Annotated in this window: 23 protein-coding genes; 16 read left to right on the top strand and 7 right to left on the bottom strand. The window is 60.5% G+C overall.

Translation table 11 applies throughout. The annotated features are described in order from the left end of the window. Positions 1 to 177: 177 nt before the first annotated feature. The 3 genes from dapC (at position 178) to BFQ03_RS13680 (ending at position 3024) form a co-directional block, all read left to right on the top strand. Positions 178 to 1377 (top strand): succinyldiaminopimelate transaminase, encoded by a 1200-nt coding sequence (gene dapC / locus BFQ03_RS13690; protein ID WP_032858171.1) that lies wholly within the window; start codon positions 178 to 180, stop codon positions 1375 to 1377. A 116-nt stretch (positions 1378 to 1493) separates the two neighbouring features. Then, entirely contained in the window at positions 1494 to 2246 is a 753-nt protein-coding gene (locus BFQ03_RS13685) for a M12 family metallopeptidase (protein WP_050593309.1), read from the top strand. A gap of 58 nt (positions 2247 to 2304) precedes the next feature. Then, positions 2305 to 3024: a M12 family metallopeptidase gene (locus BFQ03_RS13680; protein ID WP_065943345.1), complete on the top strand. Its 720-nt coding sequence runs from the start codon at positions 2305 to 2307 to the stop codon at positions 3022 to 3024. Positions 3025 to 3040: 16 nt separating this feature from the next. Here BFQ03_RS13680 and BFQ03_RS13675 read toward each other — a convergent pair whose 3' ends face one another. Next, the gene (locus BFQ03_RS13675; RefSeq protein ID WP_032858173.1) at positions 3041 to 4678 is read right to left on the bottom strand and encodes a Na+/H+ antiporter; all 1638 of its coding nucleotides are present in this window, start codon (positions 4676 to 4678) and stop codon (positions 3041 to 3043) included. A 264-nt stretch (positions 4679 to 4942) separates the two neighbouring features. Here BFQ03_RS13675 and BFQ03_RS13670 point away from each other — a divergent pair, with 264 nt between their 5' ends. From BFQ03_RS13670 to BFQ03_RS13655, 4 genes are all read left to right on the top strand, one after another. Further along, positions 4943 to 5251, top strand: a complete 309-nt coding sequence (locus BFQ03_RS13670) for an arsenate reductase (RefSeq protein WP_229689212.1) — start codon at positions 4943 to 4945, stop codon at positions 5249 to 5251. Between the two features lie 32 nt (positions 5252 to 5283). Beyond that, positions 5284 to 6318, top strand: a complete 1035-nt coding sequence (gene dapD, locus BFQ03_RS13665; protein WP_032858174.1) for a 2,3,4,5-tetrahydropyridine-2,6-dicarboxylate N-succinyltransferase — start codon at positions 5284 to 5286, stop codon at positions 6316 to 6318. 69 nt (positions 6319 to 6387) lie between these two features. After that, on the top strand, positions 6388 to 7593 hold the full coding sequence (locus BFQ03_RS13660; protein WP_065943344.1) for an aminotransferase class V-fold PLP-dependent enzyme: 1206 nt from the start codon (positions 6388 to 6390) through the stop codon (positions 7591 to 7593). Then, complete coding sequence (locus tag BFQ03_RS13655; protein ID WP_065943343.1) at positions 7590 to 8003, top strand: SufE family protein; 414 nt, start codon at positions 7590 to 7592, stop codon at positions 8001 to 8003. Before BFQ03_RS13660 ends, BFQ03_RS13655 begins: the two co-directional genes overlap by 4 nt. A 52-nt stretch (positions 8004 to 8055) precedes the next feature. Here BFQ03_RS13655 and tcdA read toward each other — a convergent pair whose 3' ends face one another. Next, positions 8056 to 8871 (bottom strand): tRNA cyclic N6-threonylcarbamoyladenosine(37) synthase TcdA, encoded by an 816-nt coding sequence (tcdA, locus tag BFQ03_RS13650; protein ID WP_065943342.1) that lies wholly within the window; start codon positions 8869 to 8871, stop codon positions 8056 to 8058. Positions 8872 to 9073: 202 nt separating this feature from the next. Here tcdA and BFQ03_RS13645 point away from each other — a divergent pair, with 202 nt between their 5' ends. The 4 genes from BFQ03_RS13645 to BFQ03_RS13630 all read left to right on the top strand — a co-directional run bounded on the left by BFQ03_RS13645 (position 9074) and on the right by BFQ03_RS13630 (position 14234). Continuing rightward, positions 9074 to 11665, top strand: a complete 2592-nt coding sequence (locus tag BFQ03_RS13645) for a glycosyltransferase (RefSeq protein ID WP_065943341.1) — start codon at positions 9074 to 9076, stop codon at positions 11663 to 11665. A 157-nt stretch (positions 11666 to 11822) separates the two neighbouring features. Then, on the top strand, positions 11823 to 12974 hold the full coding sequence (gene dapE, locus BFQ03_RS13640; RefSeq protein WP_029300128.1) for a succinyl-diaminopimelate desuccinylase: 1152 nt from the start codon (positions 11823 to 11825) through the stop codon (positions 12972 to 12974). Next, positions 12974 to 13783 carry a putative RNA methyltransferase gene (locus BFQ03_RS13635; RefSeq protein ID WP_065943340.1) on the top strand — a complete coding sequence of 270 codons (810 nt, stop codon included), beginning with the start codon at positions 12974 to 12976 and terminating at the stop codon, positions 13781 to 13783. Before dapE ends, BFQ03_RS13635 begins: the two co-directional genes overlap by 1 nt. Before the next feature lie 73 nt (positions 13784 to 13856). Further along, positions 13857 to 14234 (top strand): hypothetical protein, encoded by a 378-nt coding sequence (locus BFQ03_RS13630; RefSeq protein ID WP_012722582.1) that lies wholly within the window; start codon positions 13857 to 13859, stop codon positions 14232 to 14234. Positions 14235 to 14377: 143 nt separating this feature from the next. On the opposite strand, the gene BFQ03_RS13625 is transcribed toward BFQ03_RS13630, so the two are convergent. Beyond that, positions 14378 to 14587, bottom strand: a complete 210-nt coding sequence (locus BFQ03_RS13625) for a cold-shock protein (protein ID WP_003189131.1) — start codon at positions 14585 to 14587, stop codon at positions 14378 to 14380. A gap of 180 nt (positions 14588 to 14767) precedes the next feature. Here BFQ03_RS13625 and plsB point away from each other — a divergent pair, with 180 nt between their 5' ends. From plsB to BFQ03_RS13610, 3 genes are read left to right on the top strand one after another with little or no spacing between them, the layout of a single operon-like run. After that, a complete protein-coding gene (plsB, locus tag BFQ03_RS13620) occupies positions 14768 to 17272 on the top strand; it encodes a glycerol-3-phosphate 1-O-acyltransferase PlsB (protein WP_065943339.1) in 2505 nt (834 codons plus the stop codon). Positions 17273 to 17323: 51 nt separating this feature from the next. Further along, positions 17324 to 17728 (top strand): YbaY family lipoprotein, encoded by a 405-nt coding sequence (locus tag BFQ03_RS13615; protein ID WP_029300136.1) that lies wholly within the window; start codon positions 17324 to 17326, stop codon positions 17726 to 17728. A 25-nt stretch (positions 17729 to 17753) separates the two neighbouring features. Further along, complete coding sequence (locus tag BFQ03_RS13610) at positions 17754 to 18440, top strand: DUF4197 domain-containing protein (RefSeq protein WP_065943338.1); 687 nt, start codon at positions 17754 to 17756, stop codon at positions 18438 to 18440. A gap of 95 nt (positions 18441 to 18535) precedes the next feature. On the opposite strand, the gene BFQ03_RS13605 is transcribed toward BFQ03_RS13610, so the two are convergent. From BFQ03_RS13605 to BFQ03_RS13595, 3 genes are all read right to left on the bottom strand, one after another. Next, positions 18536 to 18727 carry a hypothetical protein gene (locus BFQ03_RS13605; protein ID WP_065943337.1) on the bottom strand — a complete coding sequence of 64 codons (192 nt, stop codon included), beginning with the start codon at positions 18725 to 18727 and terminating at the stop codon, positions 18536 to 18538. Between the two features lie 138 nt (positions 18728 to 18865). Continuing rightward, entirely contained in the window at positions 18866 to 21931 is a 3066-nt protein-coding gene (locus BFQ03_RS13600) for an efflux RND transporter permease subunit (protein WP_032858185.1), read from the bottom strand. Between the two features lie 6 nt (positions 21932 to 21937). Beyond that, positions 21938 to 23041 carry an efflux RND transporter periplasmic adaptor subunit gene (locus BFQ03_RS13595; protein ID WP_065943336.1) on the bottom strand — a complete coding sequence of 368 codons (1104 nt, stop codon included), beginning with the start codon at positions 23039 to 23041 and terminating at the stop codon, positions 21938 to 21940. A gap of 92 nt (positions 23042 to 23133) precedes the next feature. Between BFQ03_RS13595 and BFQ03_RS13590 the strand changes: the two genes are divergently transcribed. Next, positions 23134 to 23787: a TetR/AcrR family transcriptional regulator gene (locus tag BFQ03_RS13590; RefSeq protein ID WP_065943335.1), complete on the top strand. Its 654-nt coding sequence runs from the start codon at positions 23134 to 23136 to the stop codon at positions 23785 to 23787. 17 nt (positions 23788 to 23804) lie between these two features. Here the strand turns inward: BFQ03_RS13590 and BFQ03_RS13585 are convergent, their stop codons facing one another. Next, on the bottom strand, positions 23805 to 24587 hold the full coding sequence (locus tag BFQ03_RS13585) for a class I SAM-dependent methyltransferase (protein WP_032858188.1): 783 nt from the start codon (positions 24585 to 24587) through the stop codon (positions 23805 to 23807). Between the two features lie 95 nt (positions 24588 to 24682). Between BFQ03_RS13585 and BFQ03_RS13580 the strand changes: the two genes are divergently transcribed. Next, on the top strand, positions 24683 to 25303 hold the full coding sequence (locus BFQ03_RS13580) for an energy transducer TonB (RefSeq protein ID WP_065943334.1): 621 nt from the start codon (positions 24683 to 24685) through the stop codon (positions 25301 to 25303). Positions 25304 to 25338 lie beyond the last annotated feature (35 nt).

Raw genomic sequence — 25338 nt, 5'->3', positions numbered from 1 at the left:
CACCCGGCCAGTCCAGTGGAACCTGGCTTATGTGGGAGCGGGCTTGCTCGCGAATGCGGTGATTCAGTCAATGAAGCATCGACTGACACTCTGCTTTCGCGAGCAAGCCCGCTCCCACATTTGAATGGCTTTGCCTGGCAAGCCGCATGCTTTCAACCGAATTGAACGAGATTTGCGATGAACAACGCCCTGAACCAGCTGCAACCCTACCCGTTCGAGAAACTGCGTGCCCTGCTGGGTAGCGTCACGCCGAACCCGGACAAGCGCCCGATTGCCCTGTCCATCGGCGAACCCAAGCACAAATCCCCGGATTTCGTTGCCCAGGCCCTGGCCACCAACCTCGACCAGATGGCGGTGTACCCGACCACCCTGGGCATTCCCGCATTGCGCGAGGCGATTGGTGCCTGGTGCGAACGACGCTTCAACGTGCCCAAGGGCTGGCTGGACCCGGCGCGCAGTATCCTGCCGGTCAATGGCACCCGTGAAGCGCTGTTCGCCTTCACTCAGACCGTGGTCAACCGCGGCGACGATGCCCTGGTGGTCAGCCCGAACCCGTTCTACCAGATCTACGAAGGCGCAGCGTTCCTCGCCGGGGCCAAGCCGCATTACCTGCCGTGCCTGGATGAGAACGGCTTCAACCCGGATTTCGATGCGGTGACGCCGGATATCTGGAAACGCTGCCAGATCCTGTTCCTGTGCTCCCCAGGCAACCCGACCGGTGCCCTGATCCCCGTCGCAGTCCTGAAAAAACTGATCGCCCTGGCCGACCAATACGACTTCGTGATCGCCGCCGACGAGTGCTACAGCGAGCTGTACTTCGACGAACAGACTCCGCCGCCAGGTCTGCTCAGCGCCTGTGTGGAACTCGGTCGCCAGGATTTCAAGCGCTGCGTGGTGTTCCATAGCCTGTCCAAGCGCTCCAACCTGCCGGGCCTGCGTTCCGGGTTTGTGGCCGGCGATGCCGAGATCCTCAAGGCCTTCCTGCTGTACCGCACCTATCACGGCTGTGCGATGCCGGTGCAAACCCAACTGGCGAGCATTGCCGCGTGGCAGGACGAGGCCCATGTACTGGCCAACCGTGATCTGTACCGGGAAAAATTCGCGGCCGTTCTGGCGATTCTCAAGCCGGTGCTGGACGTACAGAACCCTGACGGTGGCTTCTACCTGTGGCCGAACGTCGAGGGTGACGACGCCGCATTCTGCCGCGACCTGTTCGTGGAAGAACACGTGACCGTGGTGCCGGGCTCGTACCTGTCGCGGGAAGTGGACAGTTTCAATCCAGGTGCCGGCCGAGTGCGCTTGGCACTGGTTGCGCCACTGGCCGAGTGTGTTGAAGCCGCAGAGCGAATTCGCAACTTCATCCAGCGTCGTCGTTGATCACCAGGGCCGCTCCCGTGCGGGAGCGGCCAACATCTGCACACCTTTGAGTTGGAACACAAAGGCTTGAAGCCCCCACCAATGGCTAACTGTTTTCAGCTGCTTGGTGCACGCTCATGACATTTACCATCTCGCCCGCCACGCCCTCCCAACAACCTCTCGGCGAACAATCGCAACTCACCGAGCCCCCTCTCACCAGAAACAAGCGCGGTGTCGCCAGCCCGGACAAAACCTGGCCGCAACATTCAGTGCTGAAGATCTCTTTGCTGAACATGACCGCAGAACAGAAGCAGGTCACCAAAGAGAACATCAACAAATGGGCGCCACACACCAACCTGTTCTTCAAGTTCACCGACAAGCCCGACGGTGATATACGCATCACTGCCAACAATAAAACCAAAGCCGCATGGTCACGGATCGGTACCGATGCGCAGCGCATACCCGCTCCAGAACCGACCATGAGCATTGGTTTTGACAGGCCGCCAGCCTCGGTGGCTACCACGATACAGCATGAGTTCGGCCACGCCCTGGGCTTGAAGCATGAGCACCAACACCCTGACCGCACGCTGGAACTCAATAAAGCGCAGATTTACAAAAAGTATAAGTCACTAGAAAAAGAACGATACGAGGCTAATCACGACATCATCAGGCCGTTCCCACGCCGCGAGGTCAAGCTCTCCACCTACGACCAAAACTCCATCATGCATTACGGTTTTTCCGAGTCATTAGTCAACGACGCAAAAGCGATTTCCAAGCCCACACAACTGTCCGAGAGCGATAAAAACTTTATCCAGTCACTTTATCCCGCAGATAACTCATTGCTGGGCAAGCTGCTCAATACCACCATCAGGAAACTGGTGAGTTCCTGACTCAATTGATATGCCCCACTTTTAACTCCCCCCGACAACCCTTCGGCGAGTAAAGAACATGAGCCTGATAACCCCACTATCTCCCAATATTCCCATCCACCACCCTGCCCGCCTCAGCGACAACACACCTCCCGAACGTGCAGCGCGAAAGAAAAGAGGCGTCGCAGACATCTCCGCACGCTGGCCGGCCGGCATTATTACAGTGGCCTTGGACTTGAAGGATAAAAAAAGCAAAGCCCTGGTAGTCGATGCACTCAAGGAGTGGGCCCATCACACGCCCGACCTGCGCTTTGAAGTCGTCGACGGGAAACAGGGGGATATTCGTGTCTCGGATGACGAGAACATAAAAGGCAACTGGTCCGACATCGGTACAGACGCATTATGGCGAGATAAAAACGAGCCCACCTTGCACCTGGACAGAACGGAAAACTCGAAGCAGTTTCGCGCAAATGCCTTGCATGAGTTCGGCCATGCCCTGGGCTTGCTGCATGAGCATCAACACCCGCAAAACACCCTGCAATGGAACAAACAAGCGGTGCATGACTATTTTGTCAGCGACGCCTACCCCGAAGAGATCGTTCAGAGACAAGTACTCGACCCCGTTTCCGGTCCCAACTTACAGATCACGCCTTACGACCCCAAGTCAGTGATGCACTATGCCTTCCCTGCACAATTGACCGAGAACGGGCATACAGGCTCTGAGAACATATCCCTTTCCAAAGGTGACCAGGAGGCGATCAGAAGGCTGTACACCCCCCAAATAACCGGGGCGAATTGAACAAGGCCGTTCGTGACTATTTCTGAGTACCCAGATTGGCCTCGCTCATATCCAGGTCTGCCAACACTTCCCGTAGCACGTCATCACCAATCTGGTGATGACGGCTCAGGCTATACAGCTCCAAGCGTTGCGCCCGCAGTGCCTTGAGGCGCAACTTGCGTTCCAGTTGGTCCATCTGCAGCGCCAGCGCCTGGGCTTCGGCCGAGTCGTTGAACACGTCAAGTTGATGGCGATACTCCGACATGATCCGCGCTTTGAGTTCGGCAGCCAATGCAGCCTGGGCAGCATCCTGGGGCTCGCTGGCTTCTTCGGCCTCCAGCGCATGAATGGCGGCCTCGGCGGTTTTTTTCCAGGCATCGCGGATCTCTCCGCGACGCTTGTCGTCCGGGCTTTTTTCAATCCCTCGCAGCAACAGCGGCAATGCAATGCAGGCCGCCACCAGTGACAGCAGAATCACCCCGGCGGCGATGAAAATCAGCAGATCGCGCTCCGGAAAAGCCTCGCCTGGCGCCAGCAGCAACGGCACCGACATCACACCGGCCAGGGTCACCGCCCCACGCACGCCGCCCACGGTCAACAGCCAGCAGGAACGCGCCGTCGGTACCAACGTCAACTCGCTTTTACCACGCAGGCGTCGCAGCAGGCCCGACAGGCGCCAGATGCTCTGCACCCAGATAAACCGCAACACCAGCAGCACCAGGAAAATTGCGACCACATCCAGGCAGCGATAGAACAAGGTCGGCCACAGGGTTGGCTCATGACTGACCACTGCCTTGATGATGTCCGGCAATTGCAGGCCCAACAGCAGGAAGATCAAACCGTTGAAGGCAAACTCCAGCAGCGACCAGACACTGCGGTTGAGCAAACGTGTACTGGTCTGGCGGGGCAACAGGTCCAGCCAGCTTTGCATCATGCCCGCCGCGACGGCCGACAGAATCCCCGAAGCGCCCAGACGCTCCGCCAGCACATAAGCGGCAAATGGCAACAGCAACATGAACACCACGTGTGTTGCCGGGTCATCCCAGCCCCGGGCAATCATCCAGGCCCGCAGGCGACCGACCAGCCAGCTCAACGCCACGCCCACCGCCAGGCCGCCTACCGCCACCAACACAAAAGTCAGGCTGGCATCGGCCAGGGAAAACACCCCGGTCAACGCTGCCGCAAGGGCGAACTTGAACGTCACCAGGCCCGACGCATCATTCATCAAGGCCTCGCCTTGAAGCATATGCATCAGGGGCGTGGGCAAACGGTTCTGAGAAATAGCCGACACCGCCACGGCATCCGTCGGTGACAATACGGCCGCCAGGGCGAAGGCCACCGGCAAAGGGATGCTCGGCAGCAACCAATGAATGAAGTAACCGGCACCCACCACAGTAAACAGTACCAAGCCCACCGCCAACGTCAGGATTGGCCCGCGCAGGCGCCACAGTTCGCGCTTGGGCATGCGCCAGCCATCGGAAAACAGCAGTGGCGGCAGGAACAGGAACAGAAACAACTCGGGGTCCAGGGCCACATGCAGCCCCAGGGTTGGCCAGGCCAGCAAGGCACCAGCGGCAATCTGCACCAACGGCAACGGCAGTGGGATAACACGCCCTACCAGACGCGAAACGCTGACCAGCATCAGCAGGATAAGAACGGTGTAGGCGGTTTGCATAACGCGGAGTTCCCAGACAATCGACTTACTACGACACACATCAGGCAACGGCGCGCCTTTGAAGTGCCATATTAGCCGCCTATGCTGCCGGCTGACCGTTGCACATAAGTCGCACCCGATCACGTAAGGCGTGACGAGCGGCACCGAAACCCTTCGGTCATGGCATAATCCGTGATCCTACGTTTCCATCAGCCCAAAGGGGGCAGTTCCTTGACCGATTCAAGTAAAACCTTGCACCTTTTCGGCATCAAAGCCTGCGACACCATGAAAAAGGCGCGCACCTGGCTTGATGAACACGCTGTCAACTATGAGTTTCATGACTACAAGACGGCCGGTATCGACCGCGAACACTTGACCCAATGGTGCAACGAGCACGGTTGGCAGGTGGTTTTGAACCGTGCAGGCACGACCTTTCGCAAACTCGAAGACGAACGCAAAGCCGATCTCGACCAGGCGAAAGCTATTGAACTGATGCTCGCACAACCCTCGATGATCAAGCGCCCGGTGCTCGATCTCGGTGACAGAACCCTGATTGGCTTCAAGCCAGATAGTTATTCGGCGGCCCTCAAGTAGGCCAGCCATTTCATTTTTGTAGAGGTAACAACATGTCCAATTCCCTGTTCAGCCTGGGCTTCGGCGTCGGCACCCAGAACCGCCAAGGTGCTTGGCTGGAAGTGTTTTACGCGCAACCGTTGCTCAATCCTTCGGCTGAAATCGTGGCCGCCATCGCGCCGATCCTCGGCTATAGCGAAGGCAACCAGGCCATCACTTTCACCATTGCCCAAGCCTCGCAACTGGCTGACGCCCTGAAAAATGTAGATGCCACCCAAGCCGCCCTGCTGACGCGCCTGGCCGAAAGCCACAAGCCGTTGGTCGCCACGCTGCTGGCCGAAGATGCTGCACTGACCTCTACCCCCGAGGCCTACCTCAAGCTGCATCTGCTGTCCCACCGCTTGGTCAAGCCTCACGGCCTGAGCCTGGCCGGTGTGTTCCCGCAACTGCCGAACGTGGCCTGGACCAGCCAGGGTGCGATCGACATCGGCGAACTGGCCGAGCGTCAACTGGAAGCGCGCCTGCGTGGCGAGCTGCTGGAAGTGTTCTCGGTGGACAAGTTCCCGAAAATGACCGACTACGTGGTGCCGGCTGGCGTGCGTATCGCCGATGCCGCGCGCCTGCGCCTGGGCGCTTACGTGGGTGAAGGCACCACCGTGATGCACGAAGGTTTCGTCAACTTCAACGCCGGTACCGAAGGCCCGGGCATGATCGAAGGTCGTGTATCGGCCGGCGTATTTGTCGGCAAGGGTTCGGACCTGGGCGGCGGTTGCTCCACCATGGGCACCCTGTCGGGTGGCGGCAATATCGTGATCAAGGTGGGCGAAGGCTGCCTGATCGGCGCCAACGCCGGTATCGGCATCCCGTTGGGCGATCGCAACACCGTGGAGTCCGGCCTGTACGTGACTGCCGGCACTAAAGTGGCGTTGCTCGATGAGCAGAACCAACTGGTCAAGGTGGTCAAGGCCCGCGAATTGGCCGGTCAACCAGACCTGCTGTTCCGTCGTAACTCCGAGACCGGTGCCGTGGAGTGCAAAACCCACAAGTCGGCCATCGAACTGAACGCAGCGCTGCACGCTCACAACTAAGCAGCGACTCGATGCCACCGGAACAGGCCGCGCTCGAAAACGCGGCCTGTTCATATGAGTCTTGAAACCATGCTTGTGCCCTCGCCCTGGCGCGCCGACTTCCCGGCTATCGCTACCTTGCAACGGCAAGACCAGACCTACCTGGACAACGCCGCCACCACGCAAAAACCTCAAGCCCTGCTGGACGCCCTGAACCATTACTACGCCAATGGCGCAGCCAATGTGCATCGCGCCCAGCATCTGCCGGGCGCCCATGCGACTCAAGGGTTCGAGGACAGTCGCAGCAAAGTGGCGCAATGGCTCAACGTCGGTGACAGCGGGCAGATCATCTTTACCCACGGCGCGACATCTGCGCTGAACCTCCTGGCCTATGGCCTTGAGCCCCTTTTCAACCCGGGCGATGAGATTGTCATCAGCGCCCTGGAGCATCACGCCAACCTGCTGCCCTGGCAGCAACTGGCCAAGCGTCGCGAGCTGAAGCTGGTGGTGCTGCCCCTCGATGACGAGGGTTTGATCGACCTACAAGCCGCAGCCCAGCTTATCGGCCCGCAGACCCGCTTGCTGGCGGTGAGCCAACTGTCCAATGTACTGGGCGTCTGGCAACCCCTGCCGCAACTGTTGGCGCTGGCCAAGGCCCACGATGCACTGACCGTGGTCGATGGCGCCCAGGGCATTGTCCACGGGCGCCACGACGTGCAGGCGCTGGGCTGTGATTTCTATGTATTTTCCAGCCATAAGCTCTATGGCCCGGACGGCGTCGGCGTGCTCTACGGCCGCACCGAAGCCTTGCATTTGCTCCGCCACTGGCAGTTTGGTGGCGAGATGGTGCAACAGGCGGATTACCACAGTGCCAGCTTCCGTCCCGCCCCCCTGGGCTTCGAAGCCGGTACGCCGCCGATTGCCGGGGTGATTGGCCTGGGCGCGACCCTGGATTACCTGAGTTCCCTGGATCAATCGGCGGTGATCGCCCATGAAGCCGCGCTGCACGACTATCTGCTGCGCGGTTTGCGGGCACGCAATGGCGTGCGCCTGCTGGGTGCGCCCCAAGTGGCCCTGGCCAGCTTCGTCGTCGAGGGCGTACACAACGCCGACCTCGCCCACTTGCTGACCGAACAAGGCATCGCCGTGCGCGCCGGCCATCACTGTGCGATGCCGCTGCTCAAACGCCTGCAGCTCTCGGGGGCAATCCGGGTGTCCTTGGCGCTGTACAACGATTCCGACGACCTGGAGCGCTTTTTTGAAGCGCTGGATCAGGCGCTGGACATGCTGCGATGAACTTGCCAGTGGATGCGCTGGCCGCGCTGCAAGCCTTTCAGGCCGTTGGGAGTTGGGAGCAACGCGCGCGAATGCTGATGCAATGGGGTGAGCGGCTGCCGGCATTGGCTGATGCCGATAAGGTCGACGCCAATCTGGTACAAGGCTGTGAAAGCCTGGTGTGGCTGGTGGGGCGACTGCACGACGGCCATTGGCAGTTTGCTGCCAGCAGCGAAGCGCGCTTGATTCGCGGGTTGGTGGCCTTGCTACTGGCGCGGGTCAATGGGCTGTCGGCCGACGAGTTACAAGCGGTCGACCTGCCCGACTGGTTCAACCAACTGGGGCTTTCCCGCCAGTTGTCGCCGTCGCGCAGCAATGGCCTGAACGCAGTCCTGCAACGCATGCGCGACTTGAGCCATACACAACACTAAATGTGGGAGCAAGCCCGCTCCCACATTTTTGACTGATGCAGGGTCGTGATATTTATGCAGGCTTGACCCGTTCCGAAGGCCTGCGCACCCCGGCCACAATCTTGTCCACCGCCTTGGTCGCCGCCACCATGCCGAACGTCGCGGTGACCATCATCACCGCGCCAAATCCGCCGGCGCAGTCCAACTTCACGCCATCACCGACAAAACTCTTCTGCAAACAGATGCTGCCGTCCGGCTTGGGGTAGCGCAGCTGTTCGGTGGAAAACACACACGGCACGCTGTAATGGCGGGTCACGGTGCGCGAGAACCCATAGTCGCGACGCAAGGTGGAGCGCACTTTCGAAGCCAGCGGGTCATTGAAGGTACGGTTCAGGTCGCACACCTGAATCAGCGTCGGATCAATCTGCCCGCCCGCGCCGCCGGTGGTGATGATTTGGATCTTGCGACGCTTGCACCAGGCAATCAGCGCCGCCTTGGCGTTGACCGCGTCGATGCAGTCGACCACGCAATCAATGTCAGGCGTGATGTACTCGGCCATGGTGTCGCGGGTCACAAAATCCGCCACCGCATGCACGGTGCAATCGGGGTTGATCGCGCGCAGGCGTTCGGCCATTACCTCGACCTTGGGCTTGCCCACCGTACTGTCCAGGGCATGCAACTGACGATTGCTGTTGCTGACGCACACATCGTCCAGGTCAAACAGCGAGATTTCGCCCACACCGCAACGGGCCATGGCTTCCGCCGCCCACGAGCCGACACCGCCCACGCCGACGATGGCCACATGGGCCGCTTTCAAGCGCTCCAGGCCGTCAATGCCATAGAGACGGGCGACGCCTGCAAACCGTGGATCTTCTGTACTCATGACCATTACCCCAAAAACCGGCGCGCATTATAGGGCTACGCAGCGATAAGTTCTAAGCTACAAGCTATAAGTAAAGAACTTACTCGTGCTTTCGCTGCCCAATGCCCGGTTTTTCCCGGCTTGCTGTACGGTCAGGGAAGGGCCGGTGTAGGATGCGCGCCGTTCGACACCTCCATTCGTTCCACACCCTTTGGAACCCGAAACAGCTATGTCATCGCGTAAATTTGGACTCAACCTGGTGGTAGTGCTAGCGATTGCCGCGCTGTTCACCGGTTTCTGGGCGCTGATCAACCGCCCGGTCACCACCCCCAACTGGCCACAGCAAATCTCCGGTTTTTCCTACTCGCCGTTCCAGCAAGGCCAGTACCCGCAGAAAGACCAGTACCCGACCGACGAGCAGATGCGTCAGGACCTTGCGATCATGAGCAAGCTGACGGACAACATCCGGACCTATTCGGTCGACGGCCCGCTGGGGAATATCCCCAAGCTGGCGGAAGAATTCGGCCTGCGGGTGACCCTGGGGATCTGGATCAGCCCGGACCTTGAGCGCAACGAGCGGGAAATCCAGCGCGCCATCGAGATTGCCAACAGCTCGCGTAGCGTGGTCCGCGTGGTGGTAGGTAACGAGGCGATCTTCCGCAAGGAGATCACCCCCGAAGAGCTGATTGTCCTGCTGGACCGGGTGCGCGCCGCCGTCAAAGTGCCCGTGACCACCTCCGAGCAGTGGCACATCTGGGAACACAACCCGCAACTGGGCAAGCATGTCGACCTGATCGCCGCGCACGTCCTGCCGTATTGGGAACATGTGCCGATGGCCCAGGCCGGGCAATTCGTCCTTGACCGCGCCAAGGATCTGAAGAAGACCTTCCCGAAAAAGCCGCTGCTGCTGTCGGAAGTCGGCTGGCCGAGCAATGGCCGGATGCGCGGTGGCGCGGACGCGTCCCCTGCCGACCAGGCGATCTACCTGCGTACCCTGGTGAACAAGCTGAATCGCCAGGGCTACAACTACTTCGTGATCGAAGCCTTCGACCAACCCTGGAAAGCCAGTGATGAAGGCTCGGTCGGCGCCTATTGGGGCGTGTTCAACGCCGCGCGCCAGCAGAAATTCAACTTCGAAGGCCCGGTGGTGGCGATTCCGCAATGGCGGGTGCTGGCCATCGGCTCGGTGGTGCTGGCGCTGTTGTCGCTGACCTTACTGATGATCGACGGCTCGGCCCTGCGCCAGCGTGGCCGCACCTTCCTGACCTTTATCGCGTTCCTGTGTGGCTCGGTGCTGGTATGGATCGGCTACGACTACAGCCAGCAATACAGCACCTGGTTCAGCCTGACAGTGGGTTTCCTCCTGGCACTCGGTGCGCTCGGGGTGTTTATCGTGCTGCTGACCGAGGCTCATGAGTTGGCGGAAGCGGTCTGGACCCACAAGCGCCGGCGTGAATTCCTGCCGGTTGAGGGGGATTCGGACTACCGCCCGAAAGTGTCGATCCATGTGCCCTGCTACAACGAGCCCCCCGAGATGGTCAAACAGACCCTCGACGCCCTGGCCGCCCTCGATTACCCGGACTACGAAGTCCTGATCATCGACAACAACACCAAGGACCCTGCCGTGTGGGAACCGGTGCGCGACTACTGTGAAACGCTAGGCCCGCGCTTCAAGTTCTTCCACGTCGCGCCCCTGGCCGGTTTCAAGGGCGGCGCGCTGAACTACCTGATCCCGCATACCGCCAAGGATGCCGAAGTGATCGCGGTGATCGACTCCGACTACTGCGTATCGCCGAACTGGCTCAAACACATGGTGCCGCACTTCGCCGACCCGAAAATTGCCGTGGTGCAATCGCCCCAGGATTATCGCGACCAGAACGAAAGCACCTTCAAGAAGCTGTGCTACGCCGAATACAAGGGCTTCTTCCATATCGGCATGGTCACGCGTAACGACCGTGACGCGATCATCCAGCACGGCACCATGACCATGACCCGGCGCTCGGTGCTCGAAGAACTGGGCTGGGCCGACTGGTGCATCTGTGAGGACGCCGAGCTGGGCCTACGGGTATTCGAGAAAGGTCTGTCGGCTGCGTACTACCACACCAGCTACGGCAAGGGCCTGATGCCCGATACCTTTATCGACTTCAAGAAACAGCGCTTCCGCTGGGCTTATGGCGCGATTCAGATCATCAAGCGCCACACCGCCAGCCTGCTGCGCGGCAAGGACACCGAACTGACCCGTGGCCAGCGCTATCACTTCCTCGCGGGCTGGCTGCCGTGGGTGGCCGATGGCATGAACATCTTCTTCACCGTCGGTGCCCTGTTGTGGTCGGCGGCGATGATCATTGTGCCAACGCGGGTTGATCCGCCGTTGCTGATTTTCGCGATCCCGCCGTTGGCGTTGTTCGTGTTCAAGGTCGGCAAGATCATCTTCCTCTACCGTCGCGCCGTTGGCGTGAACCTCAAGGATGCGTTCTGCGCGGCCCTGGCCGGATTGGCGTTGTCCCATACCATTGCCAAGGCGGTGCTGTATGGTTTCTTCACCACCAGTATTCCGTTCTTTCGTACACCGAAAAACGCGGATAACCACGGCTTCTGGGTCGCGATTTCCGAAGCCCGCGAAGAAATGTTCATCATGTTGCTGCTGTGGGGCGCAGCACTGGGGATTTACCTGGTGCAAGGCCTGCCGAGCAATGACATGCGCTTCTGGGTGGTGATGCTGCTGGTGCAGTCGCTGCCGTATGTCGCCGCGCTGATCATGGCGTTCCTGTCATCGCTGCCCAAGCCGGCAGCGGTGGTGGAGCCCGCCCCAGCGGCGTAAAAACTTGCGCAATCCACTAAACGGCGGCCTCTGGTCGCCGTTTTGCTATAAGATAACGGCCCTTTTGCAGAGCATGGCTCAGGCCCGCTCCCACATTGGATTTACGCCGCTTTACCACATTCGTCCTGCGCCCATAACACGCTTTCGGAGCTTCCCCATGACGGCCCACGCCGACCTTTCGCCGACCCTCCAACTCGCTATCGACCTGATCCGTCGCCCGTCGGTGACACCTGTCGACGCTGATTGCCAGAAGCTGATGATGCAGCGCCTGGGCGACGCCGGCTTTGCGCTTGAGCCAATGCGCATCGAAGATGTGGATAACTTCTGGGCCACCCACGGCAAGCACGAAGGCCCGGTGCTGTGCTTCGCCGGCCATACCGATGTGGTCCCGACCGGCCCGGTGCAAGCCTGGCAGAATGACCCGTTCGACGCGCTGATCGACGAGCACGGCATGCTCTGCGGACGTGGCGCCGCCGACATGAAAGGCAGCCTGGCCGCCATGCTCGTCGCCTCCGAGCGCTTCGTGAAGGACTACCCGGATCACAAGGGCTCGGTAGCCTTCCTGATCACCAGTGATGAAGAAGGCCCGGCCCACCACGGCACCAAGGCCGTGATCGAGCGCCTGGCCGCGCGCAAGGAGCGCCTGGACTGGTGCATCGTTGGCGAACCGTCGAGCACCACCCTGGTGGGCGACGTGGTGAAGAACGGTCGTCGTGGCTCCCTCGGTGCCACCCTGACCGTACGCGGCGTACAAGGCCATGTGGCCTATCCGCACCTGGCCAAGAACCCGATCCACCTGGCCGCCCCGGCCCTGGCCGAACTGGCCGCCGAACATTGGGACGACGGCAACACCTTCTTCCCGCCGACCAGTTTCCAGATCTCCAACCTCAATTCCGGCACCGGCGCGACCAACGTGATCCCGGGCGACCTGACGGCGGTGTTCAACTTCCGGTTCTCCACCGAGTCCACCGTCGAAGGCCTGCAACAGCGGGTCGCGGCGATTCTCGACAAACATGGCCTGGACTGGCATGTGGAGTGGGCGCTGTCGGGCCTGCCGTTCCTCACCGAGCCGGGCGCGTTGCTCGACGCGGTGTCGGCCAGCATCAAGGCCATCACCGGGCGCGAGACCAAGGCGTCCACCAGTGGCGGCACCTCCGACGGGCGCTTTATCGCGACCCTCGGCACCCAAGTGGTGGAACTGGGCCCGGTCAACGCGACAATCCATCAGGTCAACGAACGCATTCTGGCCAGCGACCTCGATGTGCTGACCGAAATCTACTACCAGACCCTGATCAAGTTGCTCGCCTGATGCTCGCTTGCCCCATTTGCAGCGCGCCACTCAATGAAGTGGACAACGGCGTGGCCTGCCCGACCGGGCATCGTTTCGACCGGGCTCGCCAGGGTTACCTGAACCTGTTGCCGGTGCAGCACAAGAACAGCCGTGACCCAGGCGATAACCTGGCGATGGTTGAAGCGCGCCGCGACTTTCTCAATGCCGGGCATTACGCCCCCGTGGCCAAACGCCTGGCGGCACTTGCCGCCGAGCGCAAGCCCCAGCGCTGGCTGGATATCGGCTGTGGCGAAGGTTATTACACCGCGCAAATCGCCGACGCCCTGCTGCGCGCCGATGGTTATGCCCTGGATATCTCCAAGGAAGCGGTCAAGCGCGCCTGCAAGCGCAACCCGACACTGACCTGGCTGATCGCCAGCATGGCCCGTGTGCCGTTGGCCGATGCCAGCTGCCAATTCCTCGCCAGTGTGTTCAGCCCGCTGGACTGGCAAGAAGCCAAGCGCCTGCTCAGCCCGGGCGGCGGTTTGATGAAGGTCGGCCCGACCAGCGGCCACCTGATGGAGTTACGCGAACGCCTGTACGACGAAGTGCGCGAATACACCGACGACAAGCATTTGGCCCTGGTACCGGATGGCATGAGCCTGCAACACAGCGAAGTCCTGGAGTTCCAACTCAGCCTGGCCGAGCCCAGGGACCGCGCCAACCTACTGGCGATGACGCCCCACGGCTGGCGTGCCAGTGCCGAGCGCCGCGCCCAGGTGATCGAGCAGGACGAACCGCTGCTGGTCACCGTATCCATGCGCTACGACTATTTCGTGCTTCAATAACCGACTTTCCGGGCATTCAATGCCCAACCTGAATCCGCGAATGGATTTTCGAATCCCGCAACGAGGAACATCCATGCGCCAACCCGATATCGAGATTTACCTCAAGGACGCCGACGTCGACTACAAGGCCATCGCTGCCTGGCTCGGCGCCGCCCTGGGGCCGTGTACTGACTGGGTACAAAAGGGCCAGACCTACAAGTGCAAGGCCGGCAACGTGCCTGTGACCTGGCTGCCCAAAGCCGTGGGCAAATGGAACAGCCTGTACCTGGAAAGCGACCAGACCCCGTGGGACGACGACATCGCCTGCGCGCGTGCCGCCTTTGCCGCACTGAACGTTGAAGTGCGCTGCGCGCCGGGGACGTGGGTCGAAGAGGAAGGTGAAGAAAGCGCCGATACCTGGATCCGCATCAGCGAAGACGGTGAAGAACAGATCACCTGGAAAACTGCCTGATCCTGACCTGTGAACCCAATCAAATGTGGGAGCGGGCTTGCTCGCGATAGCGGTCAATCAGTCAACCTCTACAGTGACTGACTCACCGCTATCGCGAGCAAGCCCGCGCCCACATGGATTCAGCAGCGGTGCAGAAATCTGCTTTAAAGACCGACTACATCCTCTGCCTGCAAGCCCTTCTCGCCGGTCACCACGGCGTACTCCACCTGCTGGCCTTCTGCCAAGGAGCGGTGGCCTTCACCACGAATGGCGCGGTAGTGTACAAACACATCCTTGCCATCTTCACGCTGGATAAAGCCATAGCCCTTGGCGTCGTTGAACCACTTCACATTACCGGTTTCGCGCGTTGTCATCTGTTTACTCCCACATGCTTTTTATTGTTGAGTCGCTCGCATTGAACTGCCGAGTATAAGACAGGCTCAAAAACGATCAACTCAAGTTTACATCGCTGCTTTTTTGCCGATTTTCGGCGAATACGGCACACTACCCGCCCGAGCGCCTGCTCGGTTTTTTCCACTCAAAGCAGCACGCCTATGACCCGCTCCCCGTTCCGCCGTCTGGTATTTGGCACCTTGCGCCGACTGTTGTACCTCTGGGTTCGCTCCGAGACGATCAACCAGTCGTCCCTCACCCTTAACCTGGACCGCAGCCGGCCGGTGTTCTACGTCCTGCAATCGCCCTCCCTGACCGAACTGGCCGTAGTGGATGCCGAGTGCACCAAGGCAGGCTTGCCGCGCCCGGTGCTGCCGGTGTCCGTTGGCCCATTGATGGAGCCGGCGGCATTCTTTTACCTGACCCCCGACCCGGACTGGCTCGGTCGCCAGGACAAGCGCGGCGCACCGCCGACCTTGACGCGCCTGGTCAACACCTTGACCGAACATGCCGAAGAAAATGCGCAGATCATCCCGGTCAGTGTGTTCTGGGGCCAGTCGCCAGCCAGTGAGTCGAGCCCCTGGAAACTGCTGTTCGCCGACAGCTGGGCCGTCACCGGGCGCCTGCGCCGTCTGTTGAGCATCCTGATCCTGGGGCGCAAGACTCGGGTGCAATTCTCCGCGCCAATCAACCTGCGTGAATTGATCGAGCACAATAAAGGCCACGAACGCACGGTGCGCATGGCCCAACGGATCCTGCGGGTGCATTTTCGCAACCTGAAGACCGCGGTGATCGGCCCCGATCTGTCCCACCGACGCAACCTGGTCAAAGGCCTGGTCAATATGCCGCTGGTGCGCCAGGCGATCCTCGATGAAGCCGAACGGGAAAATATCGCCCCGGAAAAAGCCAAGGCCCAGGCCCTGCGCTATGGCAACGAAATCGCCTCGGACTACACCTACACCGCGATCCGCTTCCTCGAAGTGGTCCTGAGCTGGTTCTGGAACAAGATCTACGACGGCATCAAGGTCAACAATATCGAGGGTGTACAAAAGGTCGCCCAGGGTTACGAAGTGATCTACGTGCCCTGCCACCGCAGCCATATCGACTACTTGCTGCTGTCGTACCTGCTGTTCAAGAACGGCCTGACTCCGCCGCACATTGCCGCTGGGATCAACCTCAATATGCCGGTGATCGGCAGCCTGCTGCGCCGTGGCGGGGCGTTTTTCATGCGCCGTACGTTCAAGGGCAACCCGCTGTACACCTCAGTGTTCAACGAATACCTGTACACCCTGTTCACCAAAGGCTTTCCGGTGGAGTACTTCGTCGAGGGCGGACGTTCACGGACCGGGCGCATGCTGCAACCCAAGACCGGGATGCTGGCGATCACCCTGCGCAGCTTTTTGCGCTCCTCACGCATGCCGATTGTGTTTGTACCGGTGTATATCGGCTACGAGCGGGTGCTGGAAGGCCGTACCTACCTGGGCGAGCTGCGTGGCGCGACGAAAAAGAAAGAGTCGATCTTCGATATCTTCAAGGTCATTGGCGCCTTGAAACAGCGTTTTGGCCAGGTGGCGGTCAACTTTGGCGAGCCGATCAAGCTGGCTGAGTTCCTCGACCAGGAACAACCAGACTGGCGCGCCCAGGAACTGGCACCGAACTACAAGCCGGCCTGGCTCAATGAAACCACCAACCGCCTCGGCGAGCGCGTGGCCCAGCACCTCAACGAGGCCGCCGCGATCAACCCGGTGAACCTGGTGGCGCTGGCGCTGTTGTCTACCAGCCGCCTGGCCCTGGACGACCAGGCCATGGCGCGGGTGCTGGACTTGTACCTGGCGCTGCTGCGCCGGGTGCCCTACTCGCCCCACACCACGCTGCCCGAGGGCGATGGCCAGGCCCTGATCAAGCACGTCAAGGACATGGACCTGCTGTCGGAACAGAGCGATGCCCTGGGCAAGATCCTGTATCTGGACGAGCAAAATGCGGTCCTGATGACGTATTACCGCAACAACGTGCTGCACATCTTCGCCCTGCCTGCGCTGCTCGCCAGCTTCTTCCAGAGCAGCTCGCGCATGAGCCGCGAACAGATCCTGCGCTACACCCGCGCGCTCTACCCGTACCTGCAGTCGGAACTGTTTATCCGCTGGTCCCTGGACGAGTTGGACGCCGTGGTCGATCAATGGCTCCAAGCCCTGGTGGAACAAGGCCTGCTGCGTTTTGAAAACAACATCTACCTGCGCCCGGCCCCCAGCTCACGCAACTTTGTACTGCTGACCCTGCTGTCCAAGAGCATTGCCCAGACCCTGCAACGCTTCTACATGGCCATTTCCCTGCTGCTCAACAGTGGCCAGAACAGCATCAGCGCCGAAGAGCTGGAAGACTTGTGCACGGTCATGGCCCAGCGCCTGTCGATCCTGCATGGTTTGAATGCCCCGGAGTTCTTCGATAAGAGCCTTTTCCGACATTTCATTCAGACGTTGCTGGAGCAAGATGTGCTGCGCCGCGATGAAGCCGGTAAGTTGAGTTACCACGACCTGCTCGGCGAGTTGGCCGAAGGCGCGGCCAAACGGGTGTTGCCGGCGGAAATTCGCCTGTCGATTCGCCAGGTGGCGTTGCACCGCAACGAGGAAACGTCCGCGCCGGACGCCGAGCCGGTCGAAACCCGCTAGATTTACCCAGGCGCCAGGGTGTTTCTGGCGCCGTTGACAAGGAGCTGTACCATGAAAAAAATCATTCTCCTGGGCCTGACCGCCCTGCTGGGAGCCTGTCACTCGATGAACCCTGCCCCTAAAGCCAGCCTTGATGGCGAAGTGTTCTACCTGCAACGCATAGCCCTGCCACCTACCGCGACCCTGAGCGTGAGCCTGCAAGATGTTTCGCTGGCCGATGCACCGGCCGTCACCCTGGCCGAGCAAAAAGGCCCGGTCAATGGCAAGCAGGTACCGCTGCCCTTCCACCTGAGCTACGACCCTGCACAGGTCAAGCCTGGCCACAGCTATTCGGTCAGTGCTCGCATCGAGCTGGATGGCAAGCTAATGTTTATCACCACCGAGCGCCATTCGGTGCAGTTGAACGGCCAGGATCCGCAGCCGCTTCGCCTGCGCGTTGACGCCGTTGCCCACTGATCCCGTCGACTAAAAGGAAGCGCCCATGCTCCGTACCTCTCTTCGCCTCACCACCTTGTGTGCCGGCCTGCTGCTCGGCGCAAACGCCATGGCCCTGTCCCTGGGCGATCTGTCCCAGGGCGACGCAACCGGTGGCCTCAAGGACGCACTGACCCAGGGCGCGCAGATTGCCGTCAAGCAACTGGGAGCTCCTGGTGGTTTCAGCAATAACCCCGAGGTCAAGATCGGCTTGCCCGGCAAGTTGGAAAAAGCCTCCGGCGCCCTGAAAATGCTCGGCATGGGCGATCAGATCACCCAACTTGAAGCCAGCATGAACAAAGCGGCCGAATCCGCCGTGACCCAGGCCCAGCCGATTCTGGTGAATGCCGTGAAAAACATGAGCGTGAACGATGCCAAGGGCATCCTCAGCGGCGGCCAGGACTCGGCGACCCAATACCTGGACAAAAGCAGCCGTGAGCAGATCCGCGCCAAGTTCCTGCCGATCGTCAAGCAATCCACGGACAAGGTCGGTGTCGCCCAGCAGTACAACGCACTCGCCAAAAAAGCCCCAATGGGCTTGCTCGGTGGCAAGGCCGACAGCGTCGAAAACTACGTGACTGAACAAGCGCTGGACGGTTTGTTCAAGATGATTGCCCAACAGGAAGAAAGCATTCGCCAGAACCCGGCAGCCGCCGCGACCAGCCTGGCAAAAAAAGTGTTTGGCGCGCTGTAAGTACGCTGCACCCAGCCTGCCGGACACAAAACACAAACGCCCCGAATAATCGGGGCGTTTGTGTTACTGCACGAGGGGTATGCACCTGGCCATCATCAGCCGTAGGTGATTTTTCCCTCGAACTTTACGCTATTAGAAAACGGCGGTTGAGCGTGGTGGTGGTGATGATGGCAGGGCGGAGGCTTGGATTTGCCCTTGCCCTTGCCGAAACCTTTCCCCATTTTGAAGCCCATCATCGGCATCATACCGATACCAATACCTATTCCACCCATCGCAAATAAGCCCATAGGTAACTCCTCACGGTTTAATAGAACCTAGTCCTGTGGCAACTCCGTCACCCAGAAAAAGGTACCTGCATTCCAGGTTTCCCTGAGTGGCAGATCCGCAAGAAACAGTTCCTAATCCTGTAGCCGATTTACGCAGGCTTATACCGACTTCGGCTTGACCCGGAACCACGCCGCATAAAGCGCCGGCAAAAACAGCAAGGTCAACGCCGTCGCCACAATCAACCCGCCCATGATCGCCACCGCCATCGGCCCGAAGAACACGCTGCGCGACAACGGGATCATCGCCAGCACCGCCGCCAGCGCCGTCAGCACAATCGGCCGGAAGCGCCGCACGGTGGCCTCGATAATTGCCTGCCACGGATCCAGGCCGGCCTTGATGTCTTGCTCGATCTGATCCACCAGGATCACCGAGTTACGCATGATCATCCCCGACAGCGCGATAGTCCCCAGCATGGCCACAAAACCAAACGGCTGGCGGAATACCAACAGGAACAGCGTCACGCCGATCAGCCCCAGCGGCGCGGTAAGGAACACCATGGCCGTGCGCGAAAAACTGCGCAGTTGTAGCATCAGCAAGGTCAGTACGACCACGATGAACAGCGGCACACCGGCCTTCACCGAGTTCTGCCCTCGGGCGGAATCCTCCACGGTGCCACCTACGTCCAACAGATAACCGTCCGGTAGTTCGGCACGCACCTCGGCCAGGGTCGGCAGGATCTGCTGGACCAGGGTCGCGGGTTGCTCCTTGCCGTAGATATCGGCACGCACAGTCACCGTCGGCAGGCGATTGCGATGCCAGATAATGCCTTCCTCGAAACCATACTCCAGGGTGGCAATCTGCGACAGCGCCACGCTGGTGCCGTTGTCGGTCGGTACCGCCAAGCTCGGCAGCAGCGACAACTCGGTGCGCTCATGCACGGTGCCGCGCAGGAGGATCTCGATCAACTCGTTGTCCTCCCGGTATTGGCTGACGCTGGAACCGGTCAGGGAACTCTGGAGGAATTTCGACAGGTTGGCCGTGCTCACGCCCAGGGCACGAGCACGGTCCTGATCGACATTGAGGTAGACGATCTTGCTCGGCTCTTCCCAATCCAGATGCACATTGGCCACATGAGTGTTTTCACGGACCTTGGCTGCAACTTTACGCGCCAGGGCCCGCACTTCTTCGATGTGCTCGCCAGTCACGCGAAACTGCACCGGATAACCAACCGGTGGGCCGTTTTCCAGGCGGGTAACCCGCGAGCGCACATCGGGGAATTGCTCGTTGAGGGTCTCAATCAACCAGGTGCGCAGGTTTTCACGCTCCTCGATGGTCTTGGCCAGTACCACAAACTGGGCAAAGCTGGCCGCCGGCAGTTGCTGGTCCAACGGCAGGTAGAAACGCGGTGAGCCGGTGCCGACATAGGCCACATAGTTGTCGATCCCCGCATGTTCCTTGAGCAAACCTTCGAGGCGCTTGACCTGCTCGGCGGTATTGCTCAGGGAGGTGCCTTCAGCCAGTTTCAGGTCGACCATCAGCTCCAGGCGTCCGGAGGCCGGGAAGAACTGTTGCGGGACAAAGCGGAACAGCGCCACCGAGCCGATAAACAGCAACACCGTCAGCACGATCACGGTTTTGCGGCGGCGCACGCACCATTCCACCCAGCGCCGTACGCGCTGATAGAACGGCGTGCCGTAGGGATCCGGGCCATCGGTGCCGTGCTTGGCTGCATGAATCTTCGCCAGATCTGGCAGGAGCTTTTCCCCAAGGTAAGGCACAAACACCACGGCCGCCACCCACGAGGCCAGCAGCGCAATGGTCACTACCTGGAAGATCGACCGAGTGTATTCGCCGGTACTCGATTGCGCGGTAGCAATTGGCAGGAAGCCGGCCGCAGTGATCAACGTGCCGGTCAGCATCGGAAACGCTGTACTGGTCCAGGCGAAACTGGCGGCTTTGAGCCGGTCGTAGCCTTGCTCCATCTTGATCGCCATCATTTCCACGGCGATGATCGCGTCATCCACCAACAAGCCCAGGGCCAGGACCAAGGCGCCAAGGGAAATCTTGTGCAGGCCGATCCCCAGGTAATACATGCAGGCAAAGGTCATCGCCAACACCAGCGGAATCGCCAGTGCCACCACCATGCCGGTACGCACGCCAAGGGAGAAGAAACTCACCAGCAACACAATCGCCAACGCTTCGGCCAGCACCTGGACGAATTCGCCCACACTGGTCTTCACCGCCGCTGGCTGATCCGACACCTTACGCAGTTCCATCCCGGCCGGAAGGTTCTTCTGCAGACGTGCGAATTCACCTTCCAGAGCCTTACCCAGCACCAGGATGTCACCGCCATCGCGCATGGCCACGGCCAGGCCGATCGCGTCGTCCCCCATGTAGCGCATACGCGGCGCGGGAGGATCGTTGAAGCCACGGTGAATCTCGGCCACATCGCCAATACGGAAGGTGCGATCACCCACGCGGATCGGGAAATTGCGGATTTCTTCGACCGTCTTGAAGTTACCCGACACCCGCAGTTGCACGCGCTCGCTCGGGGTTTCAAAGAAGCCGGCGGTGGACACCGCGTTCTGCTCCTGCAACGCCTGCTGCACCGCCGCCAGGGGCAGGCCGAGAGTGGCGAGCTTGAGGTTGGACAGTTCGATCCAGATCTTCTCGTCTTGCAACCCGAGCAACTCGACCTTGCCTACATCCGGCACCCGTTGCAGCTGGATCTGGATGCGGTCGGCGTAGTCCTTGAGCACTGCGTAGTCGAAACCCTCGCCGGTCAAGGCGTAGATATTGCCGAAGGTGGTGCCGAACTCATCATTGAAAAACGGGCCCTGGATATCCGGCGGCAGGGTCTGGCGGATATCGCTGATCTTCTTGCGCACCTGGTACCAGAGGTCAGGAATCTGCGCCGAGTGCATCGAGTCCCGGGCCATGAACGTAACCTGGGATTCGCCCGGACGGGAGAACGAGACAATGCGTTCGTACTCCCCGGTTTCCATCAATTTCTTTTCAATACGCTCGGTGACCTGGCGCGAGACTTCCTGGGCTGTAGCACCGGGCCAGTTGGTCTTGATCACCATGGCTTTGAAGGTGAACGGCGGGTCTTCGCTTTGCCCCAGTTTGGTGTAGGACAACGTACCGACAACAGCCAGCAACAGCATCAGGAACAGCACGATCTGGCGATTTCGCAACGCCCATTCGGAAAGATTGAAACCCATCGGGGACTACTCCTTGTTGGCCGCCAGATTCACCACCCGGTTGGAACGATCCACCGGGCGCACCTGCTGGCCCTCATGGAGCACATGGACACCGGCGGCAATCACCCAGTCGGACGGGCTCAGGCCTTCCAGCACCGGCACGTTTTTCTCACCGAACGCGCCGATACGCACGGCTGTGCGCTTGAGGGTGTTGTCCGGCTTGACCAACCAGACGTAGGACGCACCGTTCTCTGCACTGAGGGCAGACAACGGCACCGACAGGGGAATGACACCGTCGGCCTGTATGAAGACCCGCGCGCTTTGCCCCAGCTCTGCCGGGACTTTGCCGGCGTTGAAGGCCACACGGGCGGCAAAGGTGCGCGATTTGGGATCCGCCGCTGGCGACAGCTCGCGAATGCGCCCCTCGAAACGCTGTTCGGGTTGGCTCCACAACTCCACCGAGACCGGCTGGCCCACCTTGAAGCGGCCGAAGCTTTGTTCCGGGAAACTGATCAGTACTTCACGCTCGCCATCGGTGGCCAGGGTGAACACGGTTTGCCCGGCAGACACCACTTGCCCGACTTCCACCGCACGCTTGGCCACCACTCCGTCCTGGGGGGCGCGCAGCACGGCATACCCGGCCTGGTTGTTGGCCACGTCGAATTCGGCCTTGATCTGCTGCAAGCGCGCGACACCTGCGCGGTAGAGGTTTTCGGAATTATCGTACTGGGAACGACTGACCATCTGACGGTCCATCAGGGTCTTGTAGCGATCACGCTCGGCCCGCACCAGGCTCAGGTTGGCCTCGGCTGCCGTGACCTGGGCCCGCGTGGCCTGCAGCTGCAAGCGCACATCCTGGGGATCGAGCTCTGCCAGCGGTTGGTTGGCCTTGACGCGCTCGCCCTCCTCCACCAGCCGTCGACTGACTTTGCCAGCAATGCGAAAGGCCAGGTCCGGCTCATAACGGGCACGCACCTCGCCAGGATAGCTGTCCATTGCCAGCGCCGAGGGCTGCGGCTGCACCACCATCGCCGGGCGCACGGTGGTTGGGGGCACTTCTTCATGGCCGCAGGCGGCCAATAAAAAAGCCAGGCTGACAGGCAACGCGAGGGGCAGGAAAGTGCTGCGCATGCTGAAGGACCTTTCGCAAATGGTGCTTGGAGTAATTATACTGGTCAGTATGTTATTAATACCAAACTCACCAGTCCAGTATTAAAGTGAAAATGTCTGACAATCCTGTAAACACCAATAGCCCCGGGCGTCCCAAGGACATGGCAAAACGCCAGGCAATCCTCGACGCAGCGAAAATCCTGTTCTTGAGCAACGGTTATGCAAGCACCAGCATGGATGCCGTGGCCCTTGAGGCGGGCGTGTCAAAGTTGACGGTCTACAGCCACTTCACCGACAAAGAGACACTGTTCACCGCCGCCGTCGAGGCCAAGTGCGAAGCACAACTGCCGGTGATGTATTTCGAGCTGCCAGACGGCGTGCCGGTGGAGAAGGTGCTGCTGAACATCGCCCGTGGCTTTCACCTGCTGATCAACAGCGATGAATCAGTGAACCTGCATCGCCTGATGATGACGTCGGGCAATCAGGATCCCAAGCTGTCGCAGATTTTCTTCGAAGCCGGCCCCATGCGGATGTTGCAGGGAATGGAGCGCTTGCTGGGCAAGATCAACCAGAGCGGGGCGCTGAATATCGACAAACCGTTTACCGCTGCCGAGCACTTCTTTTGCCTGCTCAAGGGCACGGCGAATTTCCGCTTGCTGTATGGCTGTGGCGAACGCTTGAGCGAAGCGGCCGCCGAGGAGCACGTGCAGGAAGTGGTGGGGTTGTTTATGCGGGCTTATAGGGCTGACGCAGCGGCAAGCGTTTAGCGGCAAGCGCTTGTAGCTTAATTCTTGAGCGCTTTTTTAGGATAAATATCGTACCGGCTGGATTTGCCATCCAGCGCATGGCTCGGCTTGGGCCCATCGATGCACGGTGCCTTGCGCGGGCGCTTGACCACCACCCGATGGCTGGCCAGGGCCAATGCCGCGGCCAGCAGCGCCGGGGCATCCGGGTCGTCGCCCACCAGCGGGCGAAACAGGCGCATTTCCTTCTTCACCAAAGCGGTTTTCTCACGATGGGGAAACATCGGGTCCAGGTAGATCACTTGCGGTGGCTCACCTTCCCAGTTGCGCATGACCTCGATGGAGTTGCCCTTGAGCAAGGTCATCCGCGCCACAATCGGCGCCACTTCAAAATCATCTGCCGCACGCGCCAAGCCATCCTCAAGCAAGGCACCAATCAACGGCTGACGTTCGATCAGGCTCATCTCGCAACCCAGGCTGGCCAGCACAAACGCGTCCTTGCCCAGGCCAGCCGTGGCATCCAGTACTCGCGGGCGCACGCCTTGAGACACCCCCACGGCCTTGGCGATCATCTGCCCACTGCCCCCGCCATAGAGCCGGCGATGAGCTGCGCCGCCTTCGACAAAATCCACCCGCACCGCACCCGGTGCATCAGGCCCCAGCTGTTGCAGTTGCAAGCCATGCTCCCCCACTTGCAGGGAAAAATCGGCGTCTGCCAACTGTAAGGGCAGACCCAACTGCTCGGCCCAGTGCTCGGCACGGGCCTGGAAACCATCGGCCAGGGCCTCGACCCGAATGCGGCTGGCCGCAGGTTGTTCGCTCATCGTTTACTACGCTCAAAAATATTAAGGATCGGCAAACAGCGGCCGATAAAAAAGGATCAGGCATTTTGCCAGACCCTGAGCGTCGACCGAGAGAAATGTCAGACATTCATTCCCTATTCACCGGTGTACTGCCGACCCACAACCACTTCGGCCTGCGCAATACCCAAGCGCTGGCCGGCGTCAGTCATGTGTGGCAGGACTTCTTCGCCCGGGCGCTGGCCGAGCAGCTTGGCCAGGAGCCAGGTGCGCAGGTGGCCGCAGATCCGGTGCCGGTGGACGCCTCGGTCGAACCCAGCGCCGGCAGCGACCTGCTGACGCAAATCGTTACCCAGCGCCATTGCGATGTTCAGGACACCGAGATCGCCCCGCCTGAACCGCTGTTCCTGCCAATTGCCGAGTTCGAACTGCAATTGCTGCCACCGGCGGCCGTGCCGTTCCCCGAGGATGAAATCGTCGCCCAGCAGCGCCAGCAGAACTTCGAAAGTGGCTGGGTGCGGCCAATCGTGCTGACTGCCGGCCAGCCACTGCCCGAGCCCGGCCCTGCGCCGCAACCCAAGCCGCTGTTTCTGCCAATTGCCGAATTCGAACTGGACCTGCTGCCACCTGCGGCCAAACCGTACCCGCAAGAAGAATTGGTGCAGCAGCAAAAGGCCCTGGACTTCGACTGCGGCTGGGCGCGCCCGCTGATCCTGCAGAACCTGCGCCTGGCGGCTTGATCAGGTTACGCCTTCGCGTAGCACTCGCCATCCAG

Origin of the sequence: Pseudomonas sp. 25 R 14 (assembly GCF_900004755.1) — a bacterium.
Lineage (GTDB): Bacteria > Pseudomonadota > Gammaproteobacteria > Pseudomonadales > Pseudomonadaceae > Aquipseudomonas > Aquipseudomonas brenneri.
The sequence above is the reverse complement of the archived record's forward strand: the minus strand, read 5'-3'. Positions and strand labels throughout refer to the sequence as shown.

Coding starts and splice junctions, on each gene's coding strand:
- dapC (WP_032858171.1), top strand. CDS start 178: ATGAACAACGCCCTGAACCAGCTGCAACCCTACCCGTTCGAGAAACTG.
- BFQ03_RS13685 (WP_050593309.1), top strand. CDS start 1,494: ATGACATTTACCATCTCGCCCGCCACGCCCTCCCAACAACCTCTCGGC.
- BFQ03_RS13680 (WP_065943345.1), top strand. CDS start 2,305: ATGAGCCTGATAACCCCACTATCTCCCAATATTCCCATCCACCACCCT.
- BFQ03_RS13675 (WP_032858173.1), bottom strand. CDS start 4,678: ATGCAAACCGCCTACACCGTTCTTATCCTGCTGATGCTGGTCAGCGTT.
- BFQ03_RS13670 (WP_229689212.1), top strand. CDS start 4,943: ATGAAAAAGGCGCGCACCTGGCTTGATGAACACGCTGTCAACTATGAG.
- dapD (WP_032858174.1), top strand. CDS start 5,284: ATGTCCAATTCCCTGTTCAGCCTGGGCTTCGGCGTCGGCACCCAGAAC.
- BFQ03_RS13660 (WP_065943344.1), top strand. CDS start 6,388: ATGCTTGTGCCCTCGCCCTGGCGCGCCGACTTCCCGGCTATCGCTACC.
- BFQ03_RS13655 (WP_065943343.1), top strand. CDS start 7,590: ATGAACTTGCCAGTGGATGCGCTGGCCGCGCTGCAAGCCTTTCAGGCC.
- tcdA (WP_065943342.1), bottom strand. CDS start 8,871: ATGGTCATGAGTACAGAAGATCCACGGTTTGCAGGCGTCGCCCGTCTC.
- BFQ03_RS13645 (WP_065943341.1), top strand. CDS start 9,074: ATGTCATCGCGTAAATTTGGACTCAACCTGGTGGTAGTGCTAGCGATT.
- dapE (WP_029300128.1), top strand. CDS start 11,823: ATGACGGCCCACGCCGACCTTTCGCCGACCCTCCAACTCGCTATCGAC.
- BFQ03_RS13635 (WP_065943340.1), top strand. CDS start 12,974: ATGCTCGCTTGCCCCATTTGCAGCGCGCCACTCAATGAAGTGGACAAC.
- BFQ03_RS13630 (WP_012722582.1), top strand. CDS start 13,857: ATGCGCCAACCCGATATCGAGATTTACCTCAAGGACGCCGACGTCGAC.
- BFQ03_RS13625 (WP_003189131.1), bottom strand. CDS start 14,587: ATGACAACGCGCGAAACCGGTAATGTGAAGTGGTTCAACGACGCCAAG.
- plsB (WP_065943339.1), top strand. CDS start 14,768: ATGACCCGCTCCCCGTTCCGCCGTCTGGTATTTGGCACCTTGCGCCGA.
- BFQ03_RS13615 (WP_029300136.1), top strand. CDS start 17,324: ATGAAAAAAATCATTCTCCTGGGCCTGACCGCCCTGCTGGGAGCCTGT.
- BFQ03_RS13610 (WP_065943338.1), top strand. CDS start 17,754: ATGCTCCGTACCTCTCTTCGCCTCACCACCTTGTGTGCCGGCCTGCTG.
- BFQ03_RS13605 (WP_065943337.1), bottom strand. CDS start 18,727: ATGGGCTTATTTGCGATGGGTGGAATAGGTATTGGTATCGGTATGATG.
- BFQ03_RS13600 (WP_032858185.1), bottom strand. CDS start 21,931: ATGGGTTTCAATCTTTCCGAATGGGCGTTGCGAAATCGCCAGATCGTG.
- BFQ03_RS13595 (WP_065943336.1), bottom strand. CDS start 23,041: ATGCGCAGCACTTTCCTGCCCCTCGCGTTGCCTGTCAGCCTGGCTTTT.
- BFQ03_RS13590 (WP_065943335.1), top strand. CDS start 23,134: ATGTCTGACAATCCTGTAAACACCAATAGCCCCGGGCGTCCCAAGGAC.
- BFQ03_RS13585 (WP_032858188.1), bottom strand. CDS start 24,587: ATGAGCGAACAACCTGCGGCCAGCCGCATTCGGGTCGAGGCCCTGGCC.
- BFQ03_RS13580 (WP_065943334.1), top strand. CDS start 24,683: ATGTCAGACATTCATTCCCTATTCACCGGTGTACTGCCGACCCACAAC.